The organism is Micromonospora sp. NPDC000668 (assembly GCF_042897975.1).
Lineage (GTDB): Bacteria > Actinomycetota > Actinomycetes > Mycobacteriales > Micromonosporaceae > Micromonospora.
Map to the genome: position 1 here is coordinate 269,142 of NZ_JBIAYP010000002.1, position 20,631 is coordinate 289,772.

A 20,631-nucleotide genomic window follows, 5' to 3' on the forward strand; every position below is an offset into this window, starting at 1 on the left:
CGGCGCCCGCCCCCGCAGAAGCGGGAGCGGGCGCCGGTCAGCAGCGCGGACGAGGTCAGTCGTCGCCCTGGAAGTAGCTCAGCAGGCGCAGGATCTCGATGTAGAGCCAGACCAGGCTGACCAGGATGCCGAAGGCGGCCGTCCAGGAGTAGCGCTGGGGCAGGCCCATCCGGACGCCGTCCTCGATCTCCTTGAAGCTGAGCACGAAGCTCAGCGACGCGACCACGATGCAGACCAGGCTGAAGCCGATGGCCAGCGGGCTGCCGTCACGCAGGCCGGTGTTGACGCCGAACAGGGCCAGCACCAGGTTGATCAGCATGACCGCGAAGAGGCCGGTCATCACCGCGATCATGCCCTTGACGAAGGCCGGGGTGGCCCGGATGACCTTCGCCCGGTAGAGGATCGCCATCAGGAAGAAGATGCCGAAGCTCGCCGAGGCGGCCTGCAGCACGATGCCGTCGAACGCCGACTCGAACGCCTTGCTGACCATGCCGACGAAGACACCCTCGACGACCGCGTACGTGATGACCAGCGCCGGGTTGGCCATCCGGGAGAACGAGATGATCAGGCCAAGCACCAGGCCGACCACCGCCGCGCCGATCCAGGCGGCACCGACCAGCGAGTCGGGCACGAGCACCCAGGCGGCCGCGGCGGAGATGCCGAGGATGCCGAGCAGGGCGACAGTCTTGACGACCACGTCGTCGACGGTCATGGGCGCCACGGTGGGCGGCGCTGCCGGGTAACCGGCCTGGGACGGGTACTGCTGGGGAATGCCGGGCTGTCCGTACGGCCCGGTCGGTGCGTACCCGGCGGAACGCTCCCGCTCGGCCGCCTGGCCGAGCCGGGCGAGCACCGGGTTCGAGGTCTTCACTGTCTGGCCTCCCTCAGGGGGTCGTTTGCACGTGAACGTGCCCTCCAAGAGTAAACGGCCCGGCCAACTCCTGGTGATCACGAATGGGAATGCGGCCCGTGGCGGCTGGTGCCCGGGGCGGGGGTCGAACCCGCACGCCTTGCGGCAGCCGCTTTTAAGGCGGCCGTGTCTGCCGTTCCACCACCCGGGCGGGTGGCACCGGCGCGCCGACACGCACGGTGCAGTGTCACCGTAGCGGGTCGTTGGCGACCCGGCGTACCCCGCCGGCCAGCCCGCACTAGGGTCGATGGCGTGAGCAGCGCAGCCCCCACGGCCCCCGACGCCGCCCCTGAGCAGGCATTCCGCCGCTCCGATCAGATCAACCGCCTCGCCTGGGCCGTCCGGCTGCTGTCCGCCGTTCGCCGGCACCGGGCGGACCTGCTGGTCGCCTTGATCTGCACTGTCCTGGCTGGCTGGCTGACCCACGGCCTGTGGCCCGACCCGGGCGGGCGGGTCATGGCGCTCAACCCCGAGGACCAGGCCCTCTACGAGTGGTTCCTGGCGGTCGACGCGCGAGCGCTCCTCGGCGACTTCAGCCTGCTCACCGACCGGCTCAACGCCCCCGACGGGGTCAACATGATGGCCAACACCACGGTCATCGCGCTCGGCATCGTCTGCGCACCGATCACCCTGCTGCTCGGCGCGCCGGTCACCTTCGCGCTGCTCGCCGCCGCCAACCTGGCCGGCACCGCCGTCGCCTGGTACCTGCTGTTCCACCGGACGCTGCACGCCCGCCGGCTCGCCGCCGCGCTCGGCGGAGGGCTGTGCGGGTTCGGCCCGGGCATGATCTCGCAGACCAACAGCCACCTGCACATGACCGCCCAATGGCTGGTGCCGGTGATCGTCTGGCTGGTGATCCGGCTACTGCGAGCGTCCGACCCGAAGCCCACGTCGCCCGCCACCCACAGCGGGATCGACGGCGCCCGGCCCGCTGGGCTGGACCGGCGGCGGATCTTCAGCTCCGCGGCCGGGCTGGCCGCCGCCGTCACCGCGCAGGTCTTCATCGGCGAGGAGGTGCTCTTCCTCGCCGCCGTCACGCTGCTGGTGATGGCGGTCAGCTACGCCATGGCGGACCGGGACCTGGCCCGGCGGGCGCTGCCCGCGTTCGCCGGCGGGCTGGCCATCGCCGCCGGGCTGGCCCTGCTGGTGCTGGGGTATCCGCTGTGGTTCCAGTTCGCCGGGCCGCAGGGGGTCGCCGACGGGATGTTCAGCCCCGACTACTTCTCGGCCGACCTCAGCAGCTGGTGGACAGTCTCCCCACTGTCGGTGGCCGGCAGCGACGAATCCGCCCGGCTGACCACCGGCCCGGCCGAGTACAACACGTTCCTCGGCTGGCCGCTGCTGCTGGTCGCAGTGGCCAGCGCGATCTGGGCCGGGCGGCGCCGGCTGGTGCTCGCGTGCGTGGCAGCCGCCCTGGCGATGGGCGCGCTCTCGCTCGGCCCGGAGGTGGTGCTCGGCGGCACCCGGACCGCGCTGCCCGGCCCGTACGCCCTGCTGGCCGGGCTGCCGGTGGTGGACGGCGCCCTGCCGATGCGGTTCGGCCTGGCGCTGCTCCCGATCGTCGCGACGCTGCTGGTGCTGGCGGTCGACCGGGCACTGCAGAGCACCGGTCGGGCGCGACGGCTGGTGCCGCTGGCCGTCGTCGCGGCGCTGCTGCCGATCTTCCCGGCCCCCCTGCCGACCGCCGAGCGACCCGCCCTGCCGGAGTTCATCACCGGCGGGCACTGGCGGCAGTGTGTCCGCCCCGGCGGGGTGCTGGTCCCGGTGCCGCTGCCCACTCCCAAGGAGCCGTGGCCGATGCGCTGGGCGGCCGCCGCCGACGCCGGCTTCGGTCTGCCCGAGGGCTTCTTCATCGGCCCGTACGGCCGGGGCGGCACCGCGGCGATGGGCACCTTCAAGCAGCCCACCTCCGCGCTGCTGGCGGACGTGGCCCGACGCGGCGACCAGCCGCCCATCGGTGACGAGCAGCGCCGGCAGGCAGCCCGGGACGCGGACTTCTGGGGCGCGTCCTGCGTGGCGCTGGCCGACGACGCCCCACACGTGGAGAGCCTGCGCGCCACCCTGGAACAGCTCTACGGCCCGGCCACCCGGATCGCCGACGCCTGGACATGGCGGGTCTGACCCGGACGTCGAACAGGGCCCCTCGCGGCACCAGGAACGGTGCGGCGGGGGCCCTGTTCGTCGATCGGGTCAGACGCGGGGGGCGCCAACCGGCTGGGACGCCTCGACGAACTCCTCGCGCGGGTCGTGCAGCTGGCCCAGGGCGACCACCTCGCGCTTCAGGAAGAACGCCAGCGACCAGTCCACCACCACCCGGACCTTGCGGTTGAACGACGGGATCCGGCTCATGTGGTACGTCCGGTGCATGAACCAGGCCGGCCAGCCGGTCATCTTGATCCCGTACACCTGGGCGACGCCCTTGTGCAGGCCGAGGCTGGCCACGCTGCCGACGTGCTTGTGCTTGTAGTTGACCGGCTCGCGGCCTCGGATCACCGCCGCGATGTTGTCGGCCATCTGGGCGGCCTGGCGGACCGCGTGCTGGGCGCTCGGCGAGCAGTAGTTGCCCGGCTCCTTGGTCAGGTCGGGCACCGCGGCGCAGTCACCGGCACTCCACGCGCCCTCGACCACCCGGTCACCGTCGACCACCTGGAGGGTCGGCAGGCAGGTGACCCGCCGACGGTCGTCGCGCGGGAAGTCGGTGGCGTCCAACATCGGCGACGGCTTCACGCCGGCCGTCCAGACGATCGTGTCGGAGCGGAAGCTGTCACCGTCGGAGAGCTTGACCACCCCGTCGACGCAGGACTCCAGCCGGGTGTCCAGCCGGATGTCCATGTTCCGCTTGAGCAGCTGCTGCACCGTGTAGGCACCCATGTCCCGGTCCACCTCGGGCAGCACCCGCTGGGTGGCCTCGACCAGCACCCAGCGCATGTCCTCCGGCTTCAGCTCCGGGTAGTAGCGCATGGCGTCGCGGGCCATGTCCTCCATCTCGGCGAGCGCCTCGATGCCGGCGTAGCCACCACCGACGAAGGTGAACGTCAGCGCCGAACGGCGGACCTCCGGGTCCGGGGTGACAGCCGCCACGTCCAGTCGGTCCAACACGTGGTTGCGGAGGTAGATCGCCTCACCGATGGTCTTGAACCCGATGCCGTGCTCGTGCAGGCCGGGGATCGGCAGCGTCCGCGACACCGAACCCGGGGCCACGATCACGTGGTCGTACGCGATCTCCCGGACCGGGCCGGCGATCGGCTGCACGGTGGCCACCTTGCGGTCGTGCTCGACACGGGTGACCGTGCCCGCCACCACCGTGCACCGACGCAACTCCCGCCGCAGCGGCACCACGGAGTGCCGGGGGGAGATGTTGCCCGCCGCGGCCTCGGGCAGGAACGGCTGGTACGTCATGTGCGGCTGGGGGTCAACCACGATGACCTCAGCCTCACGGGAGCTGAGCTTCTTCGACAGGCGCAGGGCGGCGTAAAGACCGACGTGCCCGGCACCCACCACAAGGATCCGCTTCGGATTCACGTCATCTATCTTTCCCCGGGCGGCTCAGGTAATCCCGCTTGCGCCCCCCTTCTGTGACGGAGCACAACCCCTGTGACCTGGGTAACCCGTTCGGCACGTCCGGTTTACCTGCGGCGCAGCAGCCAGCCGAGCAACCCGGCCGTCCCCACCGCCACCAGCAGCCCCAGCACGGTGGCCCACTGGTGGCCGCTGTCCCCGCCCAGGCCGGCGACCTGCAACAGCAGCACCCCCAGCACGGCGGTACCCAGCAGCACCGCGGCCGCCCGCAGCAACCAGCGGGTGATCAGCTCCGGGTCCACCACCCCGTCATAGGGCAGCAGTGCGGCCAGCGCGCACAGGGTGTGCGCCAGGTAGAGCAGCGCGGCGAGGGCGAGCAGCCGCCACAGTGCCACCGGCCGGCCGTACCCGTCGGTGGCGAGCAACCAGCCACCGACCGTGACCAGCGCCGTGAAGGTCGGCCAGACCCGGCGCGGGCCCACCGCGGGCAACAGCGCGGCCACCGCCATGAAGAGCAGCGGCCGGCCGGTCAGCACCTCGGCGGGGAACGCCAGCGCGAACCCGGCCAGCACACTGACGAAGATCCCGGCCCGGACCATGAGCGGGGCGGGGCTGATCCGGGCGAAGGCGTCCTGCGCTGCCCTGACCCTCCCGGTGACGGTGTCGATCATGGATGCCCGCCCTCACTCCTCGCGCTCACCGGCCACCAACCCTCGGGGCGGTGGCCAGCCGGGCGACGTCCCGCAGCACCTGGTCCAGGCTGCCGGCGCCGGCCCAGCGCACCACGGGCACCCCGTGCTCCCGGAGCTGCCCGATCATGGTTTCCCGGTCCAGCCGCCACAGCCGGTACGCCACCTCGGCCCAGCCCCGGTCCTTGGGCGGCGTCAGGTCGGTCGGCAGCGTGTCGACCGCCACCACGAACCGCCCGGCGCGGGTCAGCCGGGCCAGCATCTGTGCCGACCGCTCGTCCAGCAGCGGGGTGAGCACCACCACCAACGCGTCCGACGAGAGCAGTTGCGGGCCGAACACCTGGTCGTACGGCTCGTGCTGGGAGGCTTGGGCGCGCACGTCGAGCAGCCACTCCAGCACCGTCAGGTACTGCCGGCGACCGGCCGCCGGGCGCAGCCGCCGGGCCGCCGGGCCGTACTCCAGCAGCGAGACCCGGTCGCCCCGGTGCAGGTAGTGCTCGGCGATCGCGGCGGTGGCCCGCACGGTGGTGTCCAGCACCGAGGCCGCGCCGCCCACGCCGCCGGACCGGCCGGCCTCGGCGAGCACGTCGAGCAGCACCACCACCTCCGCGTCCCGGTCGGAGAGGGTGGCCGCCACGTGCAGTTGCCGGGCACGCAGTGAGACCCGCCAGTCGATGCGGCGCAGCCGGTCACCCGGGGCGAAGATCCGGACGCCGGCCAACTCGCCGCCCTCGCCCGGCCGGCGGGAGTGGTGTGCCCCGACCAGGCCGGCGGCCCGAGGCATCGCCTCCACCGCCTCGAACGGCTCGGTCCGCGGATAGACCCGCACCCGGACCGGCTCGGTGATCACCGCCCGGGAGACCAGCAGGCCACCCGCCGTGGCGACCCGGGCGCCGGCCGGACCGACCGGATGCCGACCCCAGCGCAGGGCCCGGCCGGCCAGTTCCAGGTCCACGGCCTCCGACGTCGGCACCGAGGTCACGAACGGCCGGTCGGCGACGGAGCGGCCCGTCCCGCCGGTCGGTACCGCACCACCGTTGGGGGTCGCACCACCGTCGGGGGTCGCGTCGCCGGGCGACTCGTCGCGGGCGAAGCCGGCCCGCTCGATCCGCAGCCACGGCGACACCCGGGACCGCACCACCACCAGGTCGTAGTCGACCGTGTCCGGATTGCCGACGCTCACCGCCGCCGTCACCTCGCCGCCCTCGACCAGCGGCCCGTCGTCACCCGGGGTGATCCAGACCTGCGGCAGCGCGGTGGGCCGGCGGCGCAGCGCGTACGCGGTGCCCAGCGCGAACGGGGCGGCCAGCACGATCAGGTCGACCCGTCCCAGCAGCACGCCCGCCACCAGCAGCAGGCCGGCGAGCAGCACCGCCCGGCTGAGCGCCCAGGTGGGTGCCCAACCGGTCGCCGGCTCCGGCTCGGCGGATCGCGGCACGGGCACGGTCGGTCCGGTCATCAGCGCCGGGGCCCGCCGGCGGCGTAGCTGGGCAGTGCGCCGCTGGCCGGCGCGGGGGTTGCCTCCAGCACCTCGCCGACCACGAACGCCGGGTCGACCCGGCGCAGCCACATCTCCGGGCGCAGGGTGATCCGGTGGGCCAGCGCGGGCGCCGCCACCTCCTTGACGTCCTCCGGCACCACGTAGTCCCGGCCGCCGAACACCGCGCGGACGCGGGCCAGCAGCAGCAGCGCCAGCGAGCCACGCGGCGAGGCGCCGACCAGCACCGACGGGTGCTCCCGGGTGGCCGCCGTGAGCGCCACGATGTAGCGGCCGATGGAGTCCTCCACCACGACGTCCTCCAGCGCGGCCTGCATCGCCCGCAGGGTGGCCGCGTCGACCACCGGCTTGATCTCCGCCTCCTCGCGGCGGCGGCTCATCCGGCGGCGGAGCACCTCCCACTCCTCCTCGTGGTCCGGGTAGCCGAACGAGACCCGGAGCAGGAAGCGGTCCAGCTGCGCCTCGGGCAGCGGGTACGTGCCCTCGTACTCGATCGGGTTGGCGGTGGCCAGCACGTGGAACGGCTCGTCCAGTTTGTAGGTCACCCCCTCCACCGAGACCTGCTTCTCCTGCATCGCTTCGAGCAGCGCGGACTGGGTCTTCGGGGGCGTCCGGTTGATCTCGTCGGCGAGGAGCAGGTTCGTGAAGATCGGGCCGGCCCGGAAGGTGAAGTCGCCGTTGCGCTGGTCGTAGAGGAACGAGCCGGTGACGTCGGCGGGGAGCAGATCCGGGGTGAACTGGAGCCGTCGGAAGTCCAGCCCGAGCGCCTGGGCGAAGGAGCGCGCGGTGAGCGTCTTGCCCAGCCCCGGCAGATCCTCCAACAGGACGTGCCCACCGGCCAGGATGCCGGCGAGGACAAGCTCCAACGCGTCCCGCTTGCCGACCACGACGGTGCCGACCGCATCCAGGACCGCCCGGGCCAGCTGGCCGACCTCGGCGGCGGGCAAGCTCCGGTCCACGTCGTTCATCAGATCTTCTCCAGTTCGGCGACGATCACCGCGAGGTCGCGCGGCGACGGGGGGCGGCGAGGCGGGCTTTCCAGGAACGTCCACAGTCGGTCGCCCAGCAGGACACGGGCGCGGGCCGGGTCCGACTCACGGGTGACGCCGTGTTTCAGGCGCATCCGCTCGTCGGCCAACTCACCGATCCGGGGCAGGATCACGCTGCTGAAGCGTTCGGGTCGCGTGTTGGACCAGTCGAGCGGCCACTCCCAGCGATTGATCGCGGCGCGCAGCGCGTCCCGGGCTCCCCAGTTGTAGCTGCCGTCATCCTCGCCCGTCGCCACCCGGCCCCCCGGTGGCGGCGGTGGCGGCGCGAGCAGGACGGTGACCCGGCGGACCGCCAGCACGGCGAGCACCCCGGCGATCAGCACGGGCAGAGAGACCTGGAGGCCGACCCCGCGGAGGCCGACGACCAACACCACGACCACCGCGGCGGCGATCGCGAGCGAGCGCAGCACCAGTCGGGACCGACCGCCACGCGACTGCGGGCCGACCGGCGCCGGCTCCTCCTCGAAGGCGAGCAGGTCGTCGATGCTGGTGCTGCTCAAGCCGGCACCTCCGAGGTGGGTGCCACCGTGGCCAGTTCGTGGCGCAGCCGGCGCAGCGCGGCGCGGGCCTGGTCACGGGTGCGCTCGTCGACCGGTCGGGTGGCGTACCGGGCTTCGCGGTAGACGTGCGCGAACTCCGCCAGCACGTCGGTGCTGACGATCGCCGGCACCCCGGCCGCCGGATCGCCGCGCAGCAGACGGGTGACCAGGTCGGTGGGGGTGTCCCCGGCCCGCCGGGAAACACCGGCTGCGCCAGCGGCCTCCTCCAGGCGGACCCAGCAGGCGATCACCGCCACGCGGGGGTCGGTGTCCCGGTCGTCGAGCTCCACCAGGCCGGCGTCGAGGGCGGCGACCACCTCCCGGGCGGTGCCCTCGGCCGTACGCCGGGACCACTGTCCGGGCAGCGCGCGGGTGGCCCGGCGGCGGCGGAGGCCCCGCAGCAGGATCCAGCCGAGGTAGCCGAGAGCGGCGAGGATGGCCAGCCCGAGCAGCACCATCGCCACCGTCGCGATCCACTGCGGGATGTGCGCCTGGGTGGCCTCGCCGGCGTCACGCGGCTCGACCGGAATCGACGGCGGCGGCTCGGCGGTCGGGTACTCGGGGACCCAGGGGACCTGCTCCACCGGCGGGATCCGGCTGGCACCGATCGACGAGTGCGCGGCGGCCAGCGTGGCCCCGACGAGCAGAGCGGCGACCGCACCAACCGGCCACCAACGGCGGAGCAGGCCGACCGCCGGACGCAGCACCCCCGCCTCGGTGGCCGGGGACGGCGTGGGCGGGCGCGTTCCGTCCGTCATCGCCACCACCCCACGCGCTCAGTCCACTCCGGCCAGCTGCTTGGCCCGACCGAAGACATCGTCCAGCATCACTGGTGTCAGCCGCCCGGTGAAGGTGTTCTGCTGACTGACGTGGTAGCAGCCGAGCAGCTCCGGTGCGGCCGTGCCGGACCAGTGTGCCCCATGGCCGAACGCCGGTCGCGGGCTGGGCGGGCGCTGCCCGTACACCTGGCGCAGCACCGGCCACCACGCGGCCCACGCGAACGCACCGAGCGCGACCACGACGCGCAGGGTGGGCCGGATCAGCGTGACCTCGCGGTGCAGCCAGGGCGCGCAGGTGTCCCGCTCGACCGGGGTGGGCTTGTTGTCCGGCGGCGCGCACCGGACGGCCGCGAAGATCCGGGTGTCCCGCAGGGCCAGCCCGTCGTCAGCGGCGACACTGGTCGGCTGATTGGCCAGCCCGGCCCGGTGCAGGGCGGCGAAGAGCACGTCACCCGAGCGGTCACCGGTGAAGATCCGGCCGGTGCGGTTGCCGCCGTGCGCGGCGGGCGCCAGCCCGAGGATGGCGATCCGCGCGTCGGCGGGGCCGAAACCCGGGACCGGGCGGCCCCAGTACTCCTGGTCGCGGAAGGCGGCCCGGCGGGTGCGGGCCACCTCCTCCCGCCACCGGACCAGTCGGGGGCAGGCGAAACAGTCGCTCACCGCGGCGTCCAGGTCGGCCAGGTCGGTCGCCCGCGCTGCGCGGGCGACCACCTGCTCCGGGGTACGCGGCTCAGCCAAGCTTGGCCCGGAAGAGTTCCAGGGTGCGGGCGAAGGCGCTGGCGGCGGCGCGCTGGTCGAACGCCTCCGGCCGGTCGTCGTTGAAGAAGGCGTGCGAGGTGCCCGGGTAGTCGTAGAGGTGGCAGGTGCCGCCGGCCTCCTCGATGGCCTGGCGGGCGGTCTGCACGCCCTCGGCGGCGGAGGTGCCGTCCTCTTCGGAGCAGTGGATGACGGCGGCCTTGCCGGCGTAGTCGCCCCACACGGGGCTCATCGACTCCCAGGGCAGCACGGGGTAGAAGCCAGCGGTGGCGACGATCCGCTCGGAGAGGGTCGCCGACCAGAGGGCCAGGCTGCCGCCAGCGCAGAAGCCCACCGCACCGACCTTGCCGGTGACCTCCGGTCGCCCGGCGAGGTAGTCGGCCGCGCCGGCGATGTCCTTCGCCGCCTCGTCCATCCGCATCGCCATCAGCAGCCGCTGCGCCTCGTCCGGCTCGCTGGTGGTCTCACCGTGGTAGAAGTCCGGGGCGAGGGCGACGAAGCCGGCCTCGGCGAACCGGTCCGCCACCGACCGGATGTGCGGGACCAGGCCCCACCACTCCTGGATGACGATGACGGCGGGGCTGGCCAGGCCGCTGGCGGGTATCGCGAGATACCCCTCGCTCGTCCCCCCGTTGCTGCGGTAGCTCACCATCTCGCCCATCGGCCGTCCTCCTAGCGGTCAGTCATCGTTGGCTGGTCGCCCAGTGGTCCTACGTGCCGGTAGCCTGCCACGCCACGCCACCCCCCGGGAAGACGCGGGAACAGTGGCATTCACCTCCCGTTCGCCCGGCGGTGACCCCGGGTACGCCGACGGCGGCGGGGGAAGCATCCCCGCCGCCGTCGTTCGTGCTGCTGCCGTCTGTCGGTGCTCCGGTCAGGCCTTCTTCGTCAGGCACAGCAGGTAGCCCGTCTTGCCCGGCTCGATGTTGTAGAAGACGTAACCCTCTTCGCCTTCCTTCAGGTACTGGTCGCAGGCGGTGCCGGCCTTGGCCTGGGCCTCGGTCTGCCCGTCCACCCGACCGACCACGCTGTACGCCGCGTCCGTGGAGGTGCACTCCACGACCTTGGCGCCGTCGACCTCCTCCTCCTCGGTGCCGGTGATCTCGGGCAGCTCGGCGATGCAGTCGCCGGCCTTGGCGTCGGCGGTCTCGTCCTTGTTCAGGTAGTTGCCGATCGCCGAGCCGACACCGAACTTCAGGCCGGCGATGACGACGAACACGAGGATCGCGCCGACGATGCCGAACGCCTTCTTTGCACCGGACTTCTTCGCCTCCGGCTCGGCCGGCGGCGGCGTCTCGACGGCCGGCTGGGGCGGCACGGCGTCGGACGCGGGGGGCGGTGCGACCTGCTCTGACACGGGGGGTCCTTCCGAGGGATTGATGAGCAGACGACACCGTAACGATCATTGATTTACGGCGTCGTCCCGCTCGCCTCGTCCGTTCAGCTATTTCCCAGCTTCGTCTGCATGATCCAGTTCACATCGTCCGTCAGCCCGTCGCGGTGGGAGTCGGTTCGCCACTCGGGGTGCTGGTCGGCGTCGCGGTCGGGCCCGCCGTGGGCTCACCGGTGGCCGTCCCGGGCGTCGTGGCCGGGGGCGCCGTCGGCGCCGGGCTCGGCGTTGTCGCCGGAGCTGCGGTCGGTGCGGGCGCGCCCGGAGCCCGGGGTCCGAACGGCGCCTGGTCCGGGCAGTACGGGTACGCCCGCAGCAACGGCTTGGCATAGGCGTCGGCCAGGTCCGCGCAGTCCGGGTAGCCGAGCCGGATCGGGTCGCCGTTCTGGTCGAAGAGCCGGGCATTTTCCACGAGCCGGCCCTCGCTGTCGTAGACGAAGACGTCCCGGACCCGGTCGTACGGATTGTCGACCGACGTCGGGTCGTAGCCGTAGTCGCCGTAGCGCATCCGGTCCTCCGCCTGCATCAGAGCGGCGAGCGCGAAGACCACCAGCACCGCGCTGCCGACCTGCATCGCCGATCGCGGCCAGCGGGTCAGTCGGGCGGAGCGACGACCGAGCCAGATCGAGGCGAGCACGAAGCCGACCAGCATGATCAGCCCGGCGAGCAGCTCGCCGCCAAACCGGGGCAGCAGACCGAAGCTGCCGCCGGTGCTGATCACGGTGACGAGCATCGCCGCCAGGTAGCCGCGCAGCACCCACCAGCCGGGACGTAGCAACCGGAGGAAGTCGCTGGCCGTCTCGTACCCCAGCGGTGGACCGAGCCGGGTATCGACGGCACGCAGCCGGCTGCGGAACCGGACCACGGTGGCGGCGACCCGCTGGTCGAGGTTGCGCCCGCTGGCCGGGGCACCGGCGGCGGCCCGCAGCTCGGCGGCGTACGCCTCGGGCACGCCCAGCCGCTCGACCAGCGTGCCGTCGGCCTCGGCGGCCACCTCGGCGAGGTGGTCGGGCAGGTCCTCGGTCAGCTCGTCGCGCTGGTCGGGCGGCAGGTCGGCCAGCGCCGCCCGGACCCGTGCCACGTAGTCGGTGATTTCCTGCTCCGTGACGGTCATGCCGCCATCCCCCGATCGTCGAGCAGACTGTCCATGGTGGTGGCGAACGAGCGCCAGAGCTTGCCGGAGCGGGTCAACTGGTCACGCCCGGCGGCGTTGAGCGAGTAGTACTTCCGGTGCGGCCCGGATTCGCTCGGCACGACGTAGGTGGTGAGCAGGCCGGCGGCGAAGAGGCGGCGCAGCGTGCCGTAGACCGAGGCGTCGCCGACCTCTTCCAGGCCGGCCTCGCGCAGCCGGCGCAGGATGTCATAACCGTAACCGTCCTCCTCCCGGAGCACGGCGAGGACGGCCAGATCGAGCACGCCCTTCAGCAACTGTGTGGTGTCCACGCACTGCACACTACTGTGCAATGCGAAGTAGCGTCAACGATTCGATCCCGACACGCCGGGTGGCCGGGTGGCCGGGTGGCTGGGCGACTGGGCGGCTGGGCGGCTGGGCGGCTCCAGATCGGCGATGTCGGGGCATCCCGGTCAGCGGAAACCCCGACATCCCCGATCTCGTGTCGATCAACCCAGCTAGTTCGAGGCCGGCTGGAGGCTCCAGGCGATGCCGTCGAGGATGTCGTGCTCCGAGGCGACCACCGACGGCATCCCGGCCCGCTCCATGATCACGCGGAGCACCAGCGCGCCCGCCCCGATCACGTCGGCCCGACCCGGGTGCATCACCGGGATCGCCAACCGCTGCTCACGGGTCTGACCCAGCAGGTCCGCGGTCACCTGAGCCACCGCCTCGTACGACACCCGGGCGTGGTGGATCCGCTCCGGGTCGTACTCCTGCAGGCCCTGCGCGATGGCGACCACGGTGGTGACCGACCCGGCGAGGCCGACCAGCGTGGCCGCCTCCCGACCAGGCACCGCCGCGAGCGCCCGGTCCACCGCGGCCGCGATGTCGGTCTGCGCGGCGGCGACCTGCTCCGGCGTCGGTGGGTCTCCGGCCAGGTGCCGCTCGGTCATCCGGACACAGCCGATGTCCACCGAGATCGCCGCACGGACCCCGTCGGCCCGGTCACCGACCACGAACTCGGTGGAGCCACCGCCGATGTCGACGACCAGGAAGGGCTCCTTCGCGTCGGCGGGCAGCCCGCGTACCGCACCGGTGAACGAGAGCCGGGCCTCCTCGTCGCCGGTGACCACCTCGGGCGCGACCCCGAGGGTGCGCTGCACCATCTCGGTGAAGTCGGCGGCGTTGGCGGCGTCCCGGGAGGCCGAGGTGGCACACATCCGCACCCGCTCCGCACCCAGCTTCTCGATGTCGGCGGCGTACGACGCCAGCGCCACCCGGGTCCGCTCGATCGCCTCCGGCGCCAGCCGGCCGGTCCGGTCCACGCCCTGCCCCAGCCGGACGATCTCCATCCGCCGGGTCACGTCGACCAGCGGAGCCTGCGGCCCGGCCGACGAATCGGGCAGGTCAGCGACCAGCAGTCGGATCGAGTTGGTCCCGCAGTCGATGGCCGCCACACGCGTCGTCACGGCAGCAACCTTACGGTAGGACCGGCGGCCCTCCGGCGGCTTGCCCAGCCGAGGGCCACGCCTCGGAGCAGGCCGCCCCCGGGCCCGCCCCCAGCACACCCGCACCGAGCGGTGTCACGTGGTGCCGGACGGCCCCACCGTCCCGCTCGCTGGCGATCAGGCCGGCCTCCCGCAACGCGGTGGCATGCTCCGACGCCGACGAGAGACTGATCCCGACGGCCCGGGACAACGTGGTCGTGCTCAGCCCGCCCTCGTCCGCGAGCCGCCGCAGCACCAGCGCCCGGGTCGTGCCGAGCAGCCGCCCGAGGGAGTCGCCCGCCGCCGTGCCGGGCCGGTGCGGCATCGGCGCCGGATAGACGAGCAGGATCGGGCGGCCCGGCTCGACCAGCACCCGGGGGCGGGGACCGGCCAACGGGGTGGGCAGCAGGAGGATCCCGTGGCCGGTGCCGCTCAACTCCCCATCCCACCAGGTGCGCACCTCCAGCACCGGCTCACGCCACCGGATCGCCGGGTGAAGCCCCCCGAAGAGGCCGGCCAGGCCGTGCAGCGCCAGTCGCTGGCTGGCGCAGGTCACCTGCTGCCGGTGCGTGGACACCAGATCGGGCCAGTGCGGCGCCAGGACGACATCGAACCAGGTGCGCACGGCCTGACCGAACAGGTCCAGCACCTCCGGGTCGGCCGCCGCGAACCGCCGCCGCAGCGGGGTGGCGGCCGCGTCGGCGTACGACTCGGTGACCTCGGCGCGGACCCGCCGCGCCGGCGCGGCCCGGATCGCTTCGAGGCCGGCCGCCACGGACTCCAGACCGTCGAGGGGGGTGACGAAGTCCGGCAGACGCCCCCGGTCGGGCAGCAGGTGTCGCAGGATCGCGGTGGCGGCCTGCGCGTCGCCGGCGCCCTCGACCGCCGCCGCCCGCTCGGCCAGGGCCGGCGCCATCACCGCGACCGTCGGATCGCGCAGCCACTGACCGGCCAGCAGCGCGGTCCCGACCGGGTGCAGCCGGTCACCGAACCGCACCCGGCACAGGTCCGCCGGCCCGAGCCGAAGCCGAAGCATGGGAACAGCCTGCCCGCCTTCGCCCTGGACCGAAAGGGTTGATCCACGAGTGGAACACGCCCACTGTGGACCACGGGTCGACGAGGGGTGGCCGACGTGCGACGGATGTTGGCATTGCTGACGGGGCTGTGCCTCATCGTGGTGGTCGCGGCGTGTGGTCAGCGGGGGCGACCCTCGTCGACCCTGTCCGCACAACCCTCGGCGTCGACCGAACGCCCGGCGCCCGGCGACCACCGGCTCACCCTGCGACACAACGGGGTGGACCGCGCCTACCTGCTGCACGCCCCGCCCGGGTACGACCCGAACCGGCCGCCCGCCCTGGTCATCGCGCTGCACTTCTACCCCGGAACCGGCCCCTTGATGCAGGAGCTGGGGGGCCTGGACGCCAAGGCCGACAAGGACAACGTGCTGGTCGCCTACCCCGACGGGCTGGGCGGCGGCTTCAACGCGCTGATCTGCTGCGGCAAAGCGGACGACGTCGGTTTCCTCACCACCCTCACCGACCACCTAGTGCAGACCTGGCGCGCGGACCCGAACCGGGTCTTCCTCACCGGCATCTCGAACGGCGGCGACATGAGCTTCCGGGCGGCGGTGGAGGGCGAGGGCCGGTTCGCCGCGATCGGGGTGGTCAGCGGCGGCTACAGCGGGTCCCTGACCACGTCCGAGAGCTACGTGCCGAAGAGCCCGGTCTCCGTGATCACCTTCATCGGCGGCCAGGACCGGTACGCCTCGATCTTCCAAACCGGCATGCAGACCTGGCAGCAGCGGCTCACCTGCCGACCGAGCCCGAAGGCGTCCGGGGTGCCGGGGGTGACCCGGACGGTGGCGGGCTGCGCGGACGGCAGCGAGGTCAGCGTCTACACCATTCCCGACATGGGCCACAGCTGGCCGGGAGCGACATCCGGGCAGCTCGCCGCATCCACCGCGGGCCTGTCGGCCACCGACCTGATGTGGGAGTTCTTCGCCGCGCATCCCCGGCGGGCCTGACTACAGGCGCAGCAGCATCCGGGTGTTGCCCAGGGTGTTCGGCTTGACCCGCTCCAGGTCCAGGAACTCCGCGACACCCTCGTCGTACGAGCGCAGCAGCTGCTCGTAGACCGGCTGCGGCACCGGCGCACCGTCGATCGCCCCGAACCCGAACGAGGCGAAGAACCGGGTCTCGAAGGTGAGCACGAAGATCCGCGCCACACCCAACTCCCGGGCCGCGTCGATCAGCTCGCCCACCAGCCGGTGGCCGATCCGCAGGCCCCGACACGACGGATCCACCGCGACCGTGCGGATCTCCGCCAGGTCCTCCCACATCACGTGCAGCGCGCCGCAGCCCACCACGGCGCCGTCCTCGGGCCGAACCGCCACCCGGAACTCCTGCACGTCCTCGTAGAGGGTGACGGTGGCCTTGCTCAGCAGTCGCCGGTCGTCGGTGTACGTGTCGACCAGCCGCCGGATACCCCGCACATCCCCGGTGCGGGCACGCCGCACCAGGATCTGACCGTCGGCACCCGCTACCGGGGACACGGCGTCCGCGCTCATTCGGCCCTCGGCACGTCCACGCACGGGCCGGCCGTCCACCAGGGTTCGACCAGCTCCAGCGTCTCGTCGCCGAACGGGTTCACCCCGGGGCCTGCGCCCAGCGCGTGCCCCAGGTGCACGTGCAGGCACTTCACCCGGCCCGGCATCCCGCCGGCCGAGATCCCGGCGATCTCCGGCACCTCGCCGATCGCCGCCCGGCGGGCGAGGTAGTCCTCGTGCGCGGCCCGATAGTGGGCGGCCAGCTCCGGATCCGTCGACAGCCGCTCGGCCATCTCCTTCATCAGCCCGGCCGACTCAAGCCGGCTGCACGCCGCCGTGGCCCGGGGGCAGGTCAGGTAGTACAACGTCGGGAACGGGGTGCCATCGGCGAGACGGGGCGTCGTCTCGACCGCGTCCGGCAGGCCGCACGGACAGCGGTGGGCCACCGCCCGGGTACCCCGGGGCGGGCGGCCGAGCTGCGCGGCCACCGCGGCCAGGTCGGCCTCAGTGGCCGGCTCGCGCTGCGGCAGGGGTACGGAATCCGCCGCCGACTCCGGCGGTGGTACGACAGTCACGGTGCCCATCTCTCCTGGTGCGCTGGTCGGTGGATCACTTGCCCGGCTGTTGGCTGTCCGCCGCCTGGACGCTCGACCAGAGCGTGTCGTACCAGGTCACCGGACCAGCCGGGGCGCCCGAACCGGCCGGCTTCCCGGCGTCCCGGGCGGCGCCCTCCGGGTCGTGCAGCACCACCATCATCTTCTCGCCCGGCCGGCCCATGAAGAACCGCTCCCGGGCCTGCGTCTTGATGTACTCGGCGTCCTGCCACTTGGCCGCCTCGCTGGCGAGCTTGGCGATCTCTTCTTCCTGCGCCGCCTGGGCGGCCTCCATCCGCTCGATGTCGGCCTGCTGGTCCAGGTAGACCCGGACCGGGTAGGTGTAGGCGAGGGCAAGGGCGATCAGCACCGCGAACAGCACGGTGGCCCGGCCGGTGAAGCGACGGGGGTGGGGTGCGGCGAGCCGCTTCACGGCACCGCCAGCGGCGGTCCGTCGGGCCGCGGCGGGGCGGTTCGCGGAGCGGACCCCGTCGGCACCCCGGGCCGCGCCCGGTGCCCGACCGGCGGCGCCCCGCGGCTCGGCGCGTACGCCGGCCTCACGGACCGATCCCCGGGTGGCCCGGCCACCGCCCGGCCGGCCGGACTGACCCGACCGGCGGGCGGGACGCTGACCACCCGGTGTGCGGCGCTGCTGCATCGTCACACCCCTCCCCCGAGGCTTCTCGCGTCTCAGGCCGAACGGTAGCGCGGGAACGCGCCGGCACCGGCGTAGCGCGCCGCGTCGGCCAACTCCTCCTCGATCCGGAGCAGCTGGTTGTACTTGGCGACCCGGTCCGAGCGGGCCGGCGCGCCGGTCTTGATCTGACCGCAGCCGGTGGCCACCGCCAGGTCGGCGATGGTGGTGTCCTCGGTCTCGCCGGAGCGGTGGCTCATCATGCACTTGAAGCCGGCCCGGTGGGCCAGGTCCACCGCGTCCAGGGTCTCGGTCAGCGAACCGATCTGGTTGACCTTGACCAGCACCGCGTTCGCCGCCTTCTCCGCGATGCCGCGGGCGATGCGCTGCGGGTTGGTGACGAACAGGTCGTCGCCGACGATCTGCACCCGGTCACCGATCGAGGCGGTCAGCGTCTGCCAGCCGCTCCAGTCGTCCTCCGCCAGCGGGTCCTCGATCGACACGATCGGGTAGTCGCCGGCCAGCTTGGTGTAGTAGTTGCTCATCTCCTCGGCGGACTTCGCGGCACCCTCGAAGGTGTAGGTGCCGTTGTCGAAGAACTCCGTCGCCGCCACGTCGAGGGCGAACACGATGTCGGTGCCGAGCCGGTAGCCGGCCTTCTCGACCGCCTCGGCGATCAGGTCCAGTGCCGCGGCGTTGGTCGGCAGGTTCGGCGCGAAGCCACCCTCGTCGCCCAGCCCGGTCGACAGGCCCTGCTTCTTCAGCACCGACTTCAGCGCGTGGTAGACCTCCGCGCCGGAGCGCAGCGCCTCACGGAAGGTGGGCGCGCCGATCGGCGCGATCATGAATTCCTGGATGTCGACGTTGGAGTCGGCGTGCGCGCCACCGTTGAGGATGTTCATCATCGGCACCGGCAGCAGGTGCGCGTTCGGGCCGCCCAGGTAGCGGAACAGGCTCAGCTCAGCGCTGCCGGCGGCCGCCTTCGCGACCGCGAGGGAGACGCCGAGGATGGCGTTCGCGCCCAGCTCCGACTTGCTGTCGGTGCCGTCGATGTCGAGCATCTTCTGGTCGATCAGCCGCTGCTCGCTGGCCTCGTACCCGATGATCTGGTCGACGATCTTGTCTTCGACGTTGGAGACCGCCTTCTCCACGCCCTTGCCCTGGTAGCGGTCGGCGTCACCGTCGCGCAGCTCGATCGCCTCGAAGGCGCCGGTGGAGGCGCCGGAGGGCACTGCGGCGCGGGCCACCGTGCCGTCGTCCAGGCCGACCTCGACCTCGACCGTCGGGTTGCCCCGCGAGTCGAGAATCTCCCGGGCGACGATTCCCTCGATGGTTGCCACTGAGTCGCTCCTCGTTGTTGTGATCCGGTCCGTGGGTGGGCCGCGACGGTGCGGCTGAGGCAGGTGTTGAACGCAGCGTATCGGGCCACGGGAACGGGCACGGCGTCGCCCGCGCACCCGAGTCGCCTTCCACTGACGGACATTCCCGGATTTCCGGGCGTCAACCGGCAACTGGTTTGCGCTGCGCCGACCCGATCCACCAGGCTGGTCGCCATGCCCGCCGCCTCGACCACCCTCCGCATGCTCGCCGTGTCGGTCATCGCGTCGCTCACGGTCACCGGCTGTCAGACATTCGAGGACGCCGGACGCGCCATGGGGCGTTCCGATCTCGTCAACGACCTCGCCGCCCGGCTCGACCGGGCGCTGGAGTTGACCTACTCGGCCGAGTATCAGCTCCCCGGCGGTGAGAGCGCCGCGATCGCGCAGGCGCAGGACCCGGCCCGCTCCACGTACAGCTACCCGGGTGGGCGGCTCACCGTCACCCCGGAGGCGGTAACCCGGTGCACGGCGGCCGGCGGCCGCACGGAGTGCACCATCGTCGCGCCGCCGACCCCGGCCAGCAAGCCCACCGTGGCGCTCTTCGACGAGGCCAACCGGCAGGGCCTGGTCACCCCGCCGGTGGTGGTCGGGCTGCTGACCGCCGCCGCACTCGACCCGCAGGCGGTCATCAAGCAGAGCGACACCACCATCGCCGGGCACCACGCCACCTGCGTCGAGGTCCAGCGGTCGGACGGCGACTTCACCGCCTGCGTGACCACCGACGGCGTGCTGGGCAGCTTCACCGGGCCGATCGACGGCAAGCCGATGGAGTTGGCGTTGAGCCGCTACTCCGAGACGGTGGCGAAGGACGCGTTCGACCCGCCCGCCGGCGCCGGGGTGGTGGATCGCCGGCCGGGCGGCTCGTGACCGGCCCGACCGTCGGGTCCGCGCCGCACGTCGGGTTCCAGCCGGCGGCCGACCTCGGCCGCCCGCCCGCGCCCACCGACCTCGCCCTGCCGGTGATCGGCGCGAAGCTGCTGACCGCCGCCGACGGGACCGTGGCGCGGGTCGCCGACCTGCCCGCCGACATCCGATGGGTGCCACTGGGCACGCTCGACGGGGTGCCCGCGTGGGCGACCGAACTGGGCACGGCCGACGAGTTTTCCGGCCGGGCGCGCGGCTGGGCGTCGCTCGCCGCCGAGGTGCCCGAGCCGCTCGCCACCCTGGCCGGCCGAGCGTTGGCGGTGGTCACCTGGCGGCGTACCCACCGGTGGTGCGGCGCCTGCCGGGCCGAGCTGACCGACCTGCCCGGCGAGTCGGCCCGCCGCTGTCCCGAATGCGACCTGTACGTGCCGATGCAGCTCTCCGCCGCGGTGCTGGTCGCGATCACCCGGCCAGGCCGGGCCGGCGAGGCGGACCAGTTGCTGCTGGTCCGGCACGCCACCGGGCCGACCGGGCTGTGGGCACTGGTGGCCGGCTTCGTCGAGGCCGGTGAGACGCTGGAGGCGGCGGTGCACCGGGAGGTCGGCGAGGAGGTCGGGCTGACCGTCGACGGGCTGGCCTACTTCGGCAGCCAGCCGTGGGCGATCTCCGGCCCCGGGGTGCTGCTCGCCGGCTTCACCGCCCGTGCCGCCGACCCGCATGCCGAGCCGGTGGTCGACGGCCGGGAGCTGACCCAGGCCCGCTGGTTCGGCCTGGACGCGCTGCCGGCGGAGCTGCCGCCCGCGTACTCCATCTCGCGCTGGCTGATCGACGCCACGGTGACCGCCGCGCGGCGCTGAACGCACCCGGACGGCGCTCGATCGGGGCG

At 73.0% G+C, this 20,631-nt stretch carries 22 protein-coding genes and 1 tRNA gene; 4 read left to right on the forward strand and 19 right to left on the reverse strand.

The window, feature by feature from the left end:
- Window positions 1-55: 55 nt before the first annotated feature.
- Both ACFY29_RS10645 and ACFY29_RS10650 read right to left on the reverse strand, forming a co-directional pair.
- Complete coding sequence (locus tag ACFY29_RS10645) at window positions 56-871, reverse strand: Bax inhibitor-1/YccA family protein (RefSeq protein WP_355602573.1); 816 nt, start codon at window positions 869-871, stop codon at window positions 56-58.
- A gap of 106 nt (window positions 872-977) precedes the next feature.
- Window positions 978-1,061 (reverse strand) — tRNA-Leu (locus ACFY29_RS10650).
- A 101-nt stretch (window positions 1,062-1,162) separates the two neighbouring features.
- On the opposite strand from ACFY29_RS10650, the gene ACFY29_RS10655 reads away from it, so the two are divergent.
- Window positions 1,163-3,031 (forward strand): hypothetical protein, encoded by a 1,869-nt coding sequence (locus ACFY29_RS10655; RefSeq protein WP_386985084.1) that lies wholly within the window; start codon window positions 1,163-1,165, stop codon window positions 3,029-3,031.
- Between the two features lie 69 nt (window positions 3,032-3,100).
- Here ACFY29_RS10655 and ACFY29_RS10660 read toward each other — a convergent pair whose 3' ends face one another.
- The 13 genes from ACFY29_RS10660 to ACFY29_RS10720 form a co-directional block, all read right to left on the reverse strand.
- Window positions 3,101-4,432, reverse strand: a complete 1,332-nt coding sequence (locus tag ACFY29_RS10660) for an NAD(P)/FAD-dependent oxidoreductase (protein WP_355602569.1) — start codon at window positions 4,430-4,432, stop codon at window positions 3,101-3,103.
- 104 nt (window positions 4,433-4,536) lie between these two features.
- Window positions 4,537-5,097 (reverse strand): hypothetical protein, encoded by a 561-nt coding sequence (locus ACFY29_RS10665; protein WP_386986632.1) that lies wholly within the window; start codon window positions 5,095-5,097, stop codon window positions 4,537-4,539.
- 28 nt (window positions 5,098-5,125) lie between these two features.
- Window positions 5,126-6,577, reverse strand: coding sequence for a DUF58 domain-containing protein (locus tag ACFY29_RS10670; RefSeq protein ID WP_386985086.1), 1,452 nt, complete (start codon window positions 6,575-6,577; stop codon window positions 5,126-5,128).
- Complete coding sequence (locus ACFY29_RS10675; protein ID WP_328423601.1) at window positions 6,577-7,584, reverse strand: MoxR family ATPase; 1,008 nt, start codon at window positions 7,582-7,584, stop codon at window positions 6,577-6,579. The genes ACFY29_RS10670 and ACFY29_RS10675 overlap by 1 nt, the downstream gene beginning before the upstream one ends.
- Window positions 7,584-8,165 carry a hypothetical protein gene (locus tag ACFY29_RS10680; protein WP_386985089.1) on the reverse strand — a complete coding sequence of 194 codons (582 nt, stop codon included), beginning with the start codon at window positions 8,163-8,165 and terminating at the stop codon, window positions 7,584-7,586. The genes ACFY29_RS10675 and ACFY29_RS10680 overlap by 1 nt, the downstream gene beginning before the upstream one ends.
- Window positions 8,162-8,962 carry a DUF4129 domain-containing protein gene (locus tag ACFY29_RS10685; RefSeq protein ID WP_386985091.1) on the reverse strand — a complete coding sequence of 267 codons (801 nt, stop codon included), beginning with the start codon at window positions 8,960-8,962 and terminating at the stop codon, window positions 8,162-8,164. The genes ACFY29_RS10680 and ACFY29_RS10685 overlap by 4 nt, the downstream gene beginning before the upstream one ends.
- 18 nt (window positions 8,963-8,980) lie before the next feature.
- Window positions 8,981-9,721, reverse strand: a complete 741-nt coding sequence (locus ACFY29_RS10690) for a uracil-DNA glycosylase (protein WP_386985093.1) — start codon at window positions 9,719-9,721, stop codon at window positions 8,981-8,983.
- Window positions 9,714-10,400 carry a dienelactone hydrolase family protein gene (locus ACFY29_RS10695; RefSeq protein ID WP_386985095.1) on the reverse strand — a complete coding sequence of 229 codons (687 nt, stop codon included), beginning with the start codon at window positions 10,398-10,400 and terminating at the stop codon, window positions 9,714-9,716. Before ACFY29_RS10695 ends, ACFY29_RS10690 begins: the two co-directional genes overlap by 8 nt.
- A 213-nt stretch (window positions 10,401-10,613) precedes the next feature.
- Window positions 10,614-11,096, reverse strand: a complete 483-nt coding sequence (locus ACFY29_RS10700) for a hypothetical protein (RefSeq protein WP_386985097.1) — start codon at window positions 11,094-11,096, stop codon at window positions 10,614-10,616.
- 130 nt (window positions 11,097-11,226) lie between these two features.
- A complete protein-coding gene (locus ACFY29_RS10705) occupies window positions 11,227-12,243 on the reverse strand; it encodes an HAAS signaling domain-containing protein (protein ID WP_386985099.1) in 1,017 nt (338 codons plus the stop codon).
- The gene (locus ACFY29_RS10710) at window positions 12,240-12,572 is read right to left on the reverse strand and encodes a PadR family transcriptional regulator (protein ID WP_074316865.1); all 333 of its coding nucleotides are present in this window, start codon (window positions 12,570-12,572) and stop codon (window positions 12,240-12,242) included. Before ACFY29_RS10710 ends, ACFY29_RS10705 begins: the two co-directional genes overlap by 4 nt.
- A 186-nt stretch (window positions 12,573-12,758) precedes the next feature.
- Window positions 12,759-13,700 carry an exopolyphosphatase gene (locus ACFY29_RS10715; RefSeq protein WP_386986635.1) on the reverse strand — a complete coding sequence of 314 codons (942 nt, stop codon included), beginning with the start codon at window positions 13,698-13,700 and terminating at the stop codon, window positions 12,759-12,761.
- A gap of 22 nt (window positions 13,701-13,722) precedes the next feature.
- Complete coding sequence (locus tag ACFY29_RS10720) at window positions 13,723-14,766, reverse strand: ArsR/SmtB family transcription factor (RefSeq protein ID WP_386985101.1); 1,044 nt, start codon at window positions 14,764-14,766, stop codon at window positions 13,723-13,725.
- Between the two features lie 105 nt (window positions 14,767-14,871).
- Between ACFY29_RS10720 and ACFY29_RS10725 the strand changes: the two genes are divergently transcribed.
- A complete protein-coding gene (locus ACFY29_RS10725) occupies window positions 14,872-15,753 on the forward strand; it encodes a PHB depolymerase family esterase (protein ID WP_328423587.1) in 882 nt (293 codons plus the stop codon).
- Here ACFY29_RS10725 and ACFY29_RS10730 read toward each other — a convergent pair whose 3' ends face one another.
- Genes ACFY29_RS10730 through eno form a run of 4 tightly spaced genes read right to left on the reverse strand, consistent with a single transcriptional unit; the run spans window position 15,754 to window position 18,842 of the window.
- Complete coding sequence (locus ACFY29_RS10730) at window positions 15,754-16,296, reverse strand: amino-acid N-acetyltransferase (protein WP_386985103.1); 543 nt, start codon at window positions 16,294-16,296, stop codon at window positions 15,754-15,756.
- A complete protein-coding gene (locus ACFY29_RS10735; protein WP_386985105.1) occupies window positions 16,293-16,850 on the reverse strand; it encodes a DUF501 domain-containing protein in 558 nt (185 codons plus the stop codon). Before ACFY29_RS10735 ends, ACFY29_RS10730 begins: the two co-directional genes overlap by 4 nt.
- 34 nt (window positions 16,851-16,884) lie before the next feature.
- Window positions 16,885-17,526, reverse strand: coding sequence for a septum formation initiator family protein (locus tag ACFY29_RS10740; protein ID WP_328426311.1), 642 nt, complete (start codon window positions 17,524-17,526; stop codon window positions 16,885-16,887).
- Window positions 17,527-17,558: 32 nt separating this feature from the next.
- Window positions 17,559-18,842, reverse strand: coding sequence for a phosphopyruvate hydratase (gene eno, locus ACFY29_RS10745; protein WP_328423581.1), 1,284 nt, complete (start codon window positions 18,840-18,842; stop codon window positions 17,559-17,561).
- Window positions 18,843-19,055: 213 nt separating this feature from the next.
- On the opposite strand from eno, the gene ACFY29_RS10750 reads away from it, so the two are divergent.
- Complete coding sequence (locus tag ACFY29_RS10750; protein ID WP_355602547.1) at window positions 19,056-19,748, forward strand: hypothetical protein; 693 nt, start codon at window positions 19,056-19,058, stop codon at window positions 19,746-19,748.
- Entirely contained in the window at window positions 19,745-20,602 is an 858-nt protein-coding gene (nudC, locus tag ACFY29_RS10755; protein ID WP_386985108.1) for an NAD(+) diphosphatase, read from the forward strand. The genes ACFY29_RS10750 and nudC overlap by 4 nt, the downstream gene beginning before the upstream one ends.
- Window positions 20,603-20,631: the final 29 nt, after the last annotated feature.